Source organism: Clostridium gelidum (assembly GCF_019977655.1).
Taxonomy (GTDB): Bacteria; Bacillota; Clostridia; order Clostridiales; family Clostridiaceae; genus Clostridium; species Clostridium gelidum.
Genome location: NZ_AP024849.1, coordinates 406,194 through 419,626 on the forward strand (window position 1 = coordinate 406,194; position 13,433 = coordinate 419,626).

A 13,433-nucleotide genomic window follows, 5' to 3' on the forward strand; every position below is an offset into this window, starting at 1 on the left:
TAATAGGGGGAATAAAACAATGAAGGCCTTAATAGAAAGGATTTTAAAATTCAAAATTAAAGAAACTTTTAACTTTAAAGAATTAAAGATAAAAGATGGTTTATTGAGAAAATTAGTATTTACTTTTTCACTCCTGATAATATTTTCATTATTGGTATCAAGTTTAGCTACATTTATCATAACTAAAAATAAAGTTACAGAAGATTTTAAAATGTCTACATTACAAATTCTTAATGATAATAAAAAGTATATTCAGACTATGAATTCAACTGTAGATACTATGATATATCAAACTAGTACGGATAAGCAAATATTATCAATTATTAGTAAGCCGCCAACAGATAGTTTTTTATTATTTAAGAAAAAACAGGAGTTAGAAACTTTATTAAAGAATATTGCTTTTTCATCAAGTACAAATAAATATTCTCCAATTTCAAGTATATATTTTTATAGTGATGAAGGACTATCGGTAGCTTCTGATGCGACAAATGCTTCGAAAACGGATAATAAAGATCTTAATGATCAAATTAAGGAATTGAGCTGGTACAAGAATACAATAAATGCAAATGGAAAGCCTGTATGGTCAATACCTATGAAAAATATAGTATCGAACTCAAATAATCTTATAATAAGTAAATCTATTTTAGTAAAGGATGGTATAAGCGGTAAAGCTCTTGGGGTGCTTCAAATAAATTTAGATGAAAATAAGTTTTCAAATTCTATAAATGACGCCAAAATTGGGAAAAGTGGAAATGTATTTATTATCAATCAAGATGGATATATTCTTGCATCTAATAATACAAAACAAGTTGGAGAAAATATTTCCAATGATGTGATGTCAAAGATTACAAATGAAATTGAAGGCAATTTTGAATTTAAACAAGCTGGTATAAGCACATATGGAGTATATAGTACTGATGATGCGAAAGAGTGGAGGTTTGTTGCAGTAGTTCCAAAATCAGAATTATCAGCGACTGCTACAAGTATTGGAATGGTTTCATTATTATTTACATTAGTATCAATAGTTACATCAATAATTATATCAACTAGGACCACATTACAAATTACTACTCCAATCAAAGAAATAATATATTCGACAAAATTAATAGCAGAAGGAGATTTAAGTATAAATCCAAATGTATCTAGCAATATATTTGAATTAAAAGAATTAAATAAAAACTTTAATAGCATGTTGTTAAATTTAAGGGAATTTTTTATTGAAACCTCTAATCTAGCAGGTGAAGCCAGTAATTCTTCAATCAAATTATTGGATTTATCAAAAAATATAGCTGAGTCATCTAAAGAAATTGTAATTACTGTAGATGATATAGCACAAGGATCAAATACGCAGGCAGAAAGTGCTCAAAGATCGGTGCAAGTATATGACAAGTTCGAAAATGAATTAACAAGTACAATTAAAGTCTTGAATGAAGTGGGGGACACAACTTATACTGCAGTTAATATATTAGATGAAAGTTCAAATATTATTTCCAATTTAAATATATCTGCACATAATAATTCAAAAGCCATGGATCAAGTTAGTGAAACCGTTTTAGACCTTAGCAATAACACAAAAGAAGTTATGAGTGTTTTAGAAAATGTAAATCAGATAGCAAAACAAACTCATTTATTAGCTTTAAATGCTTCAATAGAGGCTGCAAGAGCAGGAGAATACGGGAAGGGATTTTCTGTAGTAGCTAGTGAAATAAGAAAGCTTGCACAACAATCAGAAAATGCTTCATTGAACATAAAAGATATTTTAAATGACATAAATTCATCAATACAGCATTCGATGGATATCTCATCAGAAGCTCAAGGGTGTTTTAAAATTGAATTTAATGAAGTTAATAATACAATTAAATATTTTAATTATATAAAAGAATCTGTAAATAACATAAATGATTTAGTAAAGACAAGTAAGTCATCGATTGAAGCTATAAATAATCAAAAAAATGAGCTTTTTCAAGCAATTACTGAGATTGCAAATATAACTGAAGAAAATAGTGCTGCAACTGAAGAAATTGCAGCAACAATTGAGCAAGAGTCAAATGACAATAAATTAATGAATCACTTATCAGAAATTTTACATCAAAAAGCTTTAGGGTTAAAAAACTTAATGGAAAGATTTAAATTTAATTAAGATTGGAGTGTAAAAATATGGGATCTAGAAATAAACATAATTTAGATGATAGCTTTTTTAAAGTTGAAGGAAATATATTAATTCGTCAATACGATTGTGAAAAATTACAAATTGAACCTTGGGGTGAAAATAGCTTTCGTATACGAAGTACAAAACAGGCAGAACTTATAAATAATGATTGGGCTCTATTACCACAAGAAAGCAGCAACAACGTTACAATAAAAATTGATGGTAATGAAGCGTGTATTCAAAATGGAAAAATTAGAGCTGATATTGATGCTGGAGGAAAGATTGCATTCTATAATCAGAACGGGGACATTCTTTTAGAGGAGTATGTTAGAAATAGAAATAATGTGAAGACATTTTGCAGTGCATTAAATATAGATGCACGTGAATTCAAGCCTATCATTGGTGGAGATTATAATTTAACTATGAGATTCGAATCAGATCCTAATGAGAAGCTATTTGGCATGGGACAATATCAACAATCAAATTTAGATTTAAAAAATTGTATTTTAGAGCTTGCACATAGAAATTCACAGGCGAGTGTTCCTTTTCTATTATCTAGTTTAGGATATGGCTTATTGTGGAATAATCCTGGTATTGGAAAGGTAAGCTTTGGAAGGAATGTTACTGAATGGATAGCTAATTCAACAAAACAGCTTGATTACTGGATAACAGCAGGAGATACTCCAGTAGAAATAGAAGAGTCCTATGCAAAAGCTACTGGCACAGTGCCAATGATGCCTGATTATGCTATGGGATTTTGGCAATGTAAACTGAGATATCAAACTCAAGAGGAATTATTAGAAGTTGCTCGTGAATATAAAAGAAGAGAACTTCCTATTTCGGTTATAGTAATTGACTTTTTCCATTGGCCAAATCAAGGGGATTGGAGATTTGATTTAGATTATTGGCCTGATCCAGATAGCATGGTTAAAGAACTTAAAGAAATGGGTATTGAACTAATGGTTTCTATCTGGCCAACAGTCGATAAAAAAAGCGAAAACTATAATAAGATGCTGGAGAAAGGTTATTTAGTAAGAACTGATAGAGGAATTAGGACAACTATGGACTTTTTAGGAGATACAGTATTCTATGATGCTACGAATCCAGGGTCTCGCAATTTTGTATGGAACACTGCTAAGAAAAATTACTATGATAAAGGCATAAAACTATTCTGGTTAGATGAAGCTGAACCAGAGTATTCAGTTTATGACTTTGATAACTATAGATATCATCTAGGTCCAAATGAACAAATAGGTAATATCTATCCTGTTATGTATGCAAAGACTTTCTTTGATGGTATGAAAGAAGAAGGTCAAGAAAATATAATTAATCTTCTTAGATGCGCCTGGGCAGGAAGCCAACGTTATGGTGCTCTTGTATGGTCTGGAGATATTGATTCAAGTTTTGAATCTCTAAGAAATCAATTTGCTGCTGGACTCAATATGGGATTAGCAGGTATACCATGGTGGACAACTGATATAGGAGGATTTCATGGTGGAAATCCAGATGATCCTGATTTCAGAGAATGTATAATTCGTTGGTTTGAATATGGAGTATTCTGCCCTGTCTTTAGGTTACATGGTGATCGTGAACCACACTCTAAACCTCTCGGAACTAGTGGTGGAGGATTATGCGAAAGTGGTGCAGCAAATGAGGTATGGAGTTATGGTGAGGAAGCATATGAAATATTTAAGAAATATATGTTTATCCGTGAAAGAATGAAGCCTTATATTACTCAAATCATGAAGGAAGCACATGAGAAAGGAACTCCAGTTATTAGACCACTGTTTTATGATTTCCCTCAAGATAAGCTTTGCTTTGATATTGAAGATCAGTATATGTTTGGACCAGATGTTCTTGTAGCGCCAATACTTCATAAAGGTGATATATCAAGAAAAGTGTATTTACCAGAAGGAGCTAAGTGGAAGGATATAAACTCTGGACAAATATTAAATGGAGGACAATGGGTTAACTATGATGCTCCATTGGAAGTTATACCATTATTCCTTAAGGATGATGCAAACATTCCTATTATTGAATAATTTAATTATCTTAGAAATTTAATAAATTGTAATTAGAATCCGACAGCTTTTACAAATTAGGTTGTCGGATTTTATATAAATAAAATACAATATTTCGGATAAATATTAAGGATTTACGAAATTAAAACTATATTACGGGAGGAATCAAGGATGAAGGATTCGTTTGAATTTAATAAGGATTTAAGAAAAGTGACTAAAGAAGTTCCATTAAAAAATGTGAAGATAAAGGATAATTTTTGGTCTAAATATAGAAAACTCGCGAGAGAAGTAGTTATACCGTACCAATGGGAGGCTATAAATGACAGGATTCCAGATGCTGAACCTAGTCACGCAATAGAGAATTTTCGTATAGCTGCAGGGCTTGAAACTGGAGAGTTTCATGGAATGGTATTCCAAGATAGTGATGTGTCAAAGTGGCTTGAGGCAGTAGGTTTTAGTCTTGAAACTCATCCTGACGCTGAGCTTGAAAAAAATGCAGATGAAGTAATTGATATTTTAGAAATGGCACAGAGGCCAGATGGATATTTAAATACATATTTTATTCTTAAAGAGCCAGAAAATAGATGGACAAATTTAGCTGAGTGCCACGAATTGTATTGTGCTGGTCACTTTTTTGAAGCGGTAGTAGCTTATTATAATGCTACAAATAAAAAAAAGGTTTTAGATATAGCATGCAGGTTTGCTGACTACATTGACTCTACTTTTGGTCCAGAAGAAGGCAAAATTCACGGTTACGATGGACATGAAGAAGTAGAATTAGCACTTTTTAAACTTTATAAGGTTACAGGAAATGAAAAGTATCTTAATTTAAGCAAATATTTCTTGGATGAACGTGGAGCAGAGCCAGATTTTTTTGATATGCAATGGGAAAAGAGAGGCAAAACAGATTTTTGGCAAGGTGGAGTTAAGAGAGAGTGGGGAAAAACTTATTTTCAAACACATTTGCCAATTAAAAAACAGAGTTCAGCAGAAGGACATGCAGTAAGGTTGTATACATGTGTATGGCTATGGCTGATGTTGCTGCAGAAACTGGCGATATGGAATTATTTATGGCTTGTAGGAGACTTTGGGAAAACATTGTTCTAAAGAGAATGTATATAACTGGAGGTATCGGTTCAACTTCAATAGGAGAATCTTTTACATTTGATTATGATCTTCCTAATGATACTGTTTATGCAGAAACTTGTGCTTCTATCGGACTTGCATTTTTCGCTCATAGAATGCTGATGATTGAGCAAAAAAGTGAATATGCAGATATAATGGAGAGAGCTCTTTATAATACTATAATAGGAGGAATGTCTCAGGATGGTAAAGGTTTCTTCTATGTAAATCCACTTGAGGTAAAACCAGAAGCTTGTGAAAAAGACCTAGCTAAGCAGCATGTTAAACCTATAAGACAAAAATGGTTTACCTGCGCATGCTGTCCACCTAATATAACAAGAACACTAACATCCCTAGGTCAATATATTTATACTGTAAATGAAGATACTGTATATACAAATTTATATATTGGTGGAGAAGCTACTATTAGTGTAGGAAATAATGAGATTAAACTTGTTCAAGAAACAGAGTATCCATGGGATGAAAAAGTATCAATTAAAGTATCCACAAAAGAGGGAACAAAATTCACTTTAGGATTAAGAATACCAAGTTGGTGCCCCAAAGCTGAAGTTAAGGTAAATAATGAAGTGATAGATATTGAAGAAATAAAGATTGATGGATATATAATGATAAATAGAGAGTGGAAGGATTGTGATGAAATTCAACTTGTTTTGAAGATGCCTATTCTTAGAATGAAAGCAAATCCAATGGTAAGAGATGATATAGGTAAGGTTGCAATACAAAGAGGACCTTTAGTTTACTGTTTGGAGGAAATAGATAATGGTTCAAATCTTCATGAAATATATTTACCTAAAGAAGCTAAATTAGAAGAAAGTTTTGAAGCAGAATTGCTAGGTGGTGTAATGGTAATAAAAGCAGAGGCAAACCGTGTTTCAAATAGTAGCAAATGGGAAAATGAACTCTATAGTTCTGAAATAAAGGAAGAGTATGCCCCTGTTAATATAAAATTTGTGCCATACTACACTTGGGCAAACCGAAGTATAGGTGAGATGACCGTGTGGGTGAGAGAAAAATAAGTTGAAACAACTGCCTAGTATGCTCATATATTTTGCATACTAGGTAGTTATTTTTTCTTACGAATTAATATACTCCATTTATTTAGTATTTCACTTAATATATATGATTAAAACATATATATTCTAATATGGTTCACCATAAATATGGTGAAGAATATGCTACAAAAATGCGGGTTGGGGGTTATGGAGACAGAAAAGTTACTTATTAATTGCTCTAAATTTACAAGGAGAATGTCCATAGTATTTTTTGAATAATTTACTAAAATAATATGCATCATTATAACCTACAGCTTGAGCGATAGATTTTATTTGCGATTCAGTAGAAATAAGTAAATCTTTAGCTTTTTCTAATCTAAGATTTATTAAGTAATTTATAGGTGATTCACCTGTCTTTTCTTTAAATACTTTAGAAATGTAGACAGAACTTAAATACATGTTTCTAGACATATCATCTAAGGAAACATTGTTCATATAATTATTATCAAAATATTCTAGAATTATTTTCACTACATTAGATTTATCATAAAATGGAAAATCATATCTATCAATTTTCTTTGTGTTTTTAACATAATTAGTTTCTTTAAGGAAAAGAGCAATTAATTTCATTATAAGACTTTTTAAAATAAGTTCTTTCCCAATCTCGCACGCGTTTTGCTCTTCTATTATTTCTAAACAACATTTATGAAAGTCCTCTTTATATTGCTTAAATTCTAATGGAGCATCAAAGTGTTCTTTCAAAATATAATTAAGAGGAAGTCCGTCAACTTTAATATTACGAAATCCAATATGAAGTTCTGTGGTTTCTTCACCCTTACTCAAAGACTCTTGATGATATACTCCAGGATTAAAAACTAGGAGAGTCTTTTCATTAATTTTATGAAATTTATCATCTATTCTATAATTTACACTCCCTGATACTACATAGCTAAATTCTATGAAATCATGACAGTGATACTTACCGTTTAGGAAATCCTTGTTATAACAATTAAATGCATATAAGATTTCGGGATTAAAATTTTCAATAGCAACACCTACATTACACACTTAAATATCGCCCCCTTTATATATAAGAATATACATCATGTGAATAAAAAAGTACATTTCAATTTAATATATTTTGATAGATAATTAAACATGTTAAATATATTGAAATGAAGGATATGAAATAAAATAAATTAGAATGCTGGCTTGATATTTTATGGAGTATTCAAAAAAGGAGGAGAGGTTAATGAGTAGCATTAAATGGATTTTTGGTTATATTAATAAATACAAATTTAGATTTTATGTTGCACTTTCAGCAGTATTATTAAGCTCATTAATATCTATGGTAAATCCATATTTAAGCGGAAAATTAGTGGATGAAGTAATAATAAAGAATAATGGTAATGCTTTGATTCCTATATTAGGGTCAATGATTATAGCTACCATTTTAAAAACAATTATTAGGTATACTTATCAAATGACCTTTGAATTTGTATCTCAAAATGTAATATTTGAACTTAGGCAAAATATGTATAATAAATTACAAGAATTAGATTTGGACTATTATAACAAAACAAGAACAGGGGATATAATGGCAAGAATGACAGGAGACATGGATGCAGTTAGACATTTTGTTGCCTGGGTTATATATAATATTTTTGAAAATGTTACTGTTTTTATATTTGCAATAGTCAGTATGTTTATTATAAATGTTAAATTTACTTTACTCATGTTTGCATTAACACCGTTAGTTGCTTTTTGTGCATATAAATTTGCGAAACAAGCAAACCCAATATTTTTTGGAATAAGAGAACAATTCTCAAAACTAAATACAGTAGTGCAGGAAAATATAAGTGGAAATAGAGTTGTTAAAGCCTTTGCAAAAGAGGATTATGAAACTTCAAAATTTGAAGAGAAAAATAAAGCATATATGGATGCTAATATGGAGCTTGCAAATGTTGCGCAAAAATATCTGCCTATGCTTAACGCTCTATCAAATATATTTACAATTGTCATGATTTTGGCAGGAGGAATATTTGTTATAAATGAACAGTTAACTATGGGAGAGTTAGTAATGTTTAATGGCCTTATTTGGGCAATAAACAATCCAATGAATATGGTGGGATGGCTTATTAATGATGCTCAAAGATTTATAGCAGCTGCTAGAAAAATGAAAATATTAGTTAACGAAGAAACAAAAATAAAAAATCCAATTGATGGAATAGAACCTAAGAAGTTAAAAGGTGAAATTGAATTCAGGAATGTTAGCTTTGAATATGACTATGAACCTATTTTGAAAGACATAAGCTTTAAAGTAAAACCTGGACAAACTATTGCGATTTTTGGACAAACTGGTGCAGGTAAATCTACAATAATTAATTTAATAGAGAGATTTTATGATGCAACTTCTGGAGAAATATTAATAGATGGAATAGACATAAGGAAATATAATCTACAAGCCTTAAGAAAAGATATTTCAATATCAATGCAAGATGTATTTTTATTTTCCAATACAATAGAAGAAAATATTAGTTATGGAGTATCAGAAGCAGATAATAGTAAAGTAACTTGGGCTGCTGAGATGGCTGATGCCAATAACTTTATTCAAAAATTATCGGATTCTTATGAAACAGTAGTAGGAGAAAGAGGTGTAGGGTTATCTGGAGGACAAAAACAAAGAATAACACTTGCAAGATCAATAATAAAGGACCCTTCAATATTAATATTAGATGATACTACCTCAGCCTTAGATGTAGAAACTGAAGCTATGATTCAAAAGAATCTAAATACAGTATATAAAGCCGCAACTTGCTTCATAATAGCTCACAGAATTTCATCTATAAAAGATTCAGATTTAATTTTGGTTCTAGATGAAGGAAAGATAGTAGAAAGTGGTACACATAAAGAATTATTAAATAATAAAGGACATTACTATGGTGTTTATAAAGCACAGTATGGTGACTATTTGGATGAAGTAAATGGTGAAAAGAACAAGGAGGTGGTATAAGTGGCAAGAAATAAATATGATGAGGATGAAGAATTAGGAACACCATTTAGCTGGGCGTATACTAAAAGACTATTGAGTTATGTGGTACCGTATAAAAAAGAAATGATTGCAACTCTTATAGTTATGCTTATATCTAGTATATCAACTTTACTTGGACCTTATTTAGTAATGATAGCCATGGATACTAACATTCCTAATAAAGATGTTAAAGGTCTTATTATAGTATGTATAATATTTTTTATTACTATAATAGTAAGTGCTTGGTGCATGAAATATAGAATAAAAACCATGACTTATGTAGGGCAGGAGGTTGTAAAAAATATTAGAACAGATATTTTCAATCATTTGCAAAAGCTACCTTTTTCATATTATGACAGTAGACCTCATGGAAAGATTTTGGTTAGAGTAGTTAATTACGTAAATTCCCTAAGTGACTTATTATCTAATGGGCTTATAAATTTGTTGACAGATTTATTCAGTATATTTGTAATTGTAGGGTTTATGGTATTTATAAGTCCTAGATTAACCTTAATATGTATGATTGGAATGCCTATTCTTGCCATAATTGTAGCATTACTTGCAAGGATTCAAAGAAGAACATCTCAAGCTTATAGCAATAAGCAATCTAATCTTAATGCTTATATACAAGAAAGTATAAGTGGAATGAAAGTTACTCAAGCATTTGCTAGAGAAGAAGCAAATGCTGAGAATTTTAGAACTGTAAGTGGTGAAACTAGAAGCACCTGGATTAAATTTGTAAGAACTCAATTATTATTGTGGCCAGCTATTGAAAATACTTCAGTATTTACAGTTGCATTAGTATATTTAATTGGAGTAAGATCAATTGGAGAGTCAATAACCATAGGTACACTTATAGCTTTTGTGGGATATATATGGAGATTTTGGAATCCAATAGTTAATATTTCTAACTTTTATAATACATTAATAATGGCTATGGCATATTTAGAAAGAATCTTTGAAACTTTAGATGAACCAGTAAATATAGCTAATTTACCAGATGCATATGAAATTTCAGAAATAGAAGGACATGTTCAATTTAAAGATGTATTATTTAAGTATGAAGATGAAGATAGAGAAATATTAAAGAATGTATCGTTTAATGTAAATGCAGGAGAAACTATAGCTTTAGTTGGACCTACAGGAGCTGGAAAGACAACAATTATAAATCTTTTAAGCAGGTTTTACGATGTAACATCTGGTGAAGTTTTAGTAGATGGTAATAATATAAGAAATGTAACTCTGGATTCTTTAAGAAAACAAATGGGTGTTATGCTTCAAGATACATTTATTTTCTCAGGAAATATACTAGACAATATAAGATATGGAAAATTAGATGCAACTGAAGAAGAAATTATAAATGCAGCTAAGGCAGTTAAAGCACATGATTTTATTGTTAATTTAAAAGATGGATATAATACAGAAGTTAATGAAAGAGGAAGCAGGCTTTCTGTAGGACAAAGACAGCTAATTTCATTTGCAAGAGCACTACTTGCAGACCCTAAAATATTAATTTTAGATGAAGCAACATCAAGTATAGATACCAAGACAGAACAAGCGCTTCAAGAAGGTTTGGATAGATTGCTTAAAGGAAGAACTTCATTTGTTATTGCCCATAGATTATCAACAATAAAAAATGCTACAAGAATAATGGTTATAAATGATGGGCAAATTATAGAACAAGGAAGTCATGATGAACTTATGAATATAAAAGGTGAATATTACGAACTTTATACATCACAATATGAGATGGTTAAAGCTGTATAGAAATAGTAAGAAACGTGAAAAATTATAAAATAGGTAAGGGTAAGCTGAAATACTCATGCAGCTTATCCCTTTTTATTTAATGAACATAATATTGTTAATTGAAGGATAAAAATGATAATGTTATAATTGCAATAAAAAATAACAACGAGGATGGATTATACAAAAATGATGGATATAAATAAATTAAACCTAATAAATAATTTGGATTTAAAGTTATATTACTGTGGTACAGAGAATTGTAGTCCTAATCATTGTTGGGGTCCTGCAATTAAGGAACATTTTAAAATACATTATATACACAAAGGTAAGGGCGTTTTTAGATTGGGAAATGAAACTTATCACTTAAAAGAGGGACAAGGATTTCTTATATGTCCAAGTGTTATTTCATATTATAAAGCAGATGATAAGGAACCTTGGAGCTACTCATGGTGTGCATTTGATGGGATTAATGCAGAAGCATACTTAGCTCGAGCTAATTTAACAATTAAAAATCCCATTCTTGAATATAACAAAGATGATAAGGTAAGTAAATGTTTCGAAAAAATGGTGCAAGCTATTAATATGGAAAAGAGCAGTGATTTAAGATTGCAGAGTTTGTTGTATCTTTTTTTAGCAACTATAATTGATGAAGCAGTTTTAGATCCATCTTATAAAGAGTTTAAAACAAATAAGAATATGTATATAAATAATGCAATTGATTTTGTACAAATTAATTATTCTCGTAAAATAAGAATTTCTGAAGTGGCAAAATTTATAGGTTTGGATAGAAAATATATTTCAAAATTATTTAAAGATATAGTTGGAATTACTATTCAAGACTATTTGATAAGTTTTAGAATAAATAAAGCTAAAGAAATGATGAAAGACAGACAACTATCAATAGGAGATATATCACGTTCTGTAGGTTATGATAATCCATTAATATTCTCAAAAACATTCAAAAAAATTAATGGATTATCGCCAAGTAAATATAGGGATTCCATTGAATAGTTTGTGCCCTCTATCTTAACAATATTTAGCCCTTGTTATGATTTAGAGACATAAGGTAATATATATATGACATTATGATATTTATTATATTCTTTAACAATGTTATCCTTAATAAAACAAAGAAACACAGGAGATATTAAAAATAGAATATATATAGCAAACAAAGATATATATAAATTATTAGGAGGAAATCAAAAATGATATATAACAGATGTGGAAACAGTGGACTTAAATTACCAGCTATATCTTTAGGGTTGTGGCATAACTTTGGTGAAAACGATATATTTGCAAACAGTGAAGCGATTTTAAAAAAGGCATTTGAGCTTGGAATAACACATTTTGATTTAGCTAATAACTATGGTAGGCCAGCTGATGGTTCAGCAGAAGAAACTTTTGGAAGAATATTAAAGAAAAATTATACTTCTTATGATAGAGATAAAATGGCTATATCAACAAAAGCTGGTTATGATATGTGGGAAGGACCTTATGGAGATGGTGGTTCTAAGAAATATTTAGTTGCAAGTTTAGATCAAAGTCTAAGACGTATGGGACTTGATTATGTGGATATATTTTATCATCACAGATATGATCCAGAAACACCACTGGAAGAAACAATGGCAGCTTTAGATTTAATGGTTAGACAAGGCAAGGCTCTATATGTTGGAATATCAAATTATGGACCAGAAGAAACTAAGAGAGCATCAGAAATCTTAAAGAAACTAGGAACACCGTGTCTTATAAATCAACTTAGATATTCAATGTTTGATAGACATATTGAAGGGAAGCAATTTGAAGTTCATAGAGAAGAAGGTATTGGAACTATAGCATTTGTACCACTAGCTCAAGGATTACTTACTGATAAATATATTAATGGAATTCCAAAGGATTCAAGAATAGGAAGGAACGGGCTGTATTTACATGAAAGTGATGTAACGGAAGAAAAGATAAAAAAGGTTGTTGTACTTAATGAAATAGCAAAAGAAAGAGGCCAAAGTCTTGCGCAAATGGCACTTGCTTGGGATTTAAGAGGAGATGTAACTTCAGTATTAATTGGAGCGAGCAGACCATCACAAGTTGAGGACAATGTAAAGGCACTGAATAATTTAGAATTTTCTAAAGATGAATTAGATAGAATCGATGAAATTTTAAAATAAAAACTAATTAAATAGAGTGATAAGAAAAAGTAAAATGAAGTGATAATTGATATAAACTATTAAAGTGCATTAGTAGTTTCAATTATTGCTTCAATTTTTTTATTGAATAAATAACATTAAATTAGAAGGGAAATGAAAATATCTTAATAAATAATATTACTTCAGATAAAATAGAAAGTATCAGCG

9 protein-coding genes are annotated in these 13,433 nt (G+C 30.2%); 8 read left to right on the forward strand and 1 reads right to left on the reverse strand.

Annotated features, from left to right (window positions below):
- The first annotated feature begins 19 nt into the window (after positions 1-19).
- From psyc5s11_RS01890 to psyc5s11_RS28175, 4 genes are all read left to right on the forward strand, one after another.
- Positions 20-2,140, forward strand: a complete 2,121-nt coding sequence (locus psyc5s11_RS01890; protein WP_224035975.1) for a methyl-accepting chemotaxis protein — start codon at positions 20-22, stop codon at positions 2,138-2,140.
- Between the two features lie 17 nt (positions 2,141-2,157).
- Positions 2,158-4,191 carry a glycoside hydrolase family 31 protein gene (locus psyc5s11_RS01895; RefSeq protein ID WP_224035976.1) on the forward strand — a complete coding sequence of 678 codons (2,034 nt, stop codon included), beginning with the start codon at positions 2,158-2,160 and terminating at the stop codon, positions 4,189-4,191.
- A gap of 150 nt (positions 4,192-4,341) precedes the next feature.
- Positions 4,342-5,277: a beta-L-arabinofuranosidase domain-containing protein gene (locus psyc5s11_RS28170; protein ID WP_375541983.1), complete on the forward strand. Its 936-nt coding sequence runs from the start codon at positions 4,342-4,344 to the stop codon at positions 5,275-5,277.
- Positions 5,199-6,329, forward strand: a complete 1,131-nt coding sequence (locus psyc5s11_RS28175; protein WP_375541984.1) for a glycoside hydrolase family 127 protein — start codon at positions 5,199-5,201, stop codon at positions 6,327-6,329. Before psyc5s11_RS28170 ends, psyc5s11_RS28175 begins: the two co-directional genes overlap by 79 nt.
- Positions 6,330-6,527: 198 nt before the next feature.
- Here psyc5s11_RS28175 and psyc5s11_RS01905 read toward each other — a convergent pair whose 3' ends face one another.
- Complete coding sequence (locus psyc5s11_RS01905) at positions 6,528-7,373, reverse strand: AraC family transcriptional regulator (RefSeq protein ID WP_224035977.1); 846 nt, start codon at positions 7,371-7,373, stop codon at positions 6,528-6,530.
- A gap of 184 nt (positions 7,374-7,557) precedes the next feature.
- Between psyc5s11_RS01905 and psyc5s11_RS01910 the strand changes: the two genes are divergently transcribed.
- From psyc5s11_RS01910 to psyc5s11_RS01925, 4 genes are all read left to right on the forward strand, one after another.
- Positions 7,558-9,318, forward strand: a complete 1,761-nt coding sequence (locus tag psyc5s11_RS01910; RefSeq protein WP_224035978.1) for an ABC transporter ATP-binding protein — start codon at positions 7,558-7,560, stop codon at positions 9,316-9,318.
- The gene (locus psyc5s11_RS01915) at positions 9,319-11,103 is read left to right on the forward strand and encodes an ABC transporter ATP-binding protein (protein WP_224035979.1); all 1,785 of its coding nucleotides are present in this window, start codon (positions 9,319-9,321) and stop codon (positions 11,101-11,103) included.
- Positions 11,104-11,253: 150 nt separating this feature from the next.
- A complete protein-coding gene (locus psyc5s11_RS01920; protein ID WP_224035980.1) occupies positions 11,254-12,093 on the forward strand; it encodes an AraC family transcriptional regulator in 840 nt (279 codons plus the stop codon).
- A gap of 197 nt (positions 12,094-12,290) precedes the next feature.
- The gene (locus psyc5s11_RS01925; protein WP_224035981.1) at positions 12,291-13,247 is read left to right on the forward strand and encodes an aldo/keto reductase; all 957 of its coding nucleotides are present in this window, start codon (positions 12,291-12,293) and stop codon (positions 13,245-13,247) included.
- The last annotated feature ends 186 nt before the right edge of the window (positions 13,248-13,433 follow it).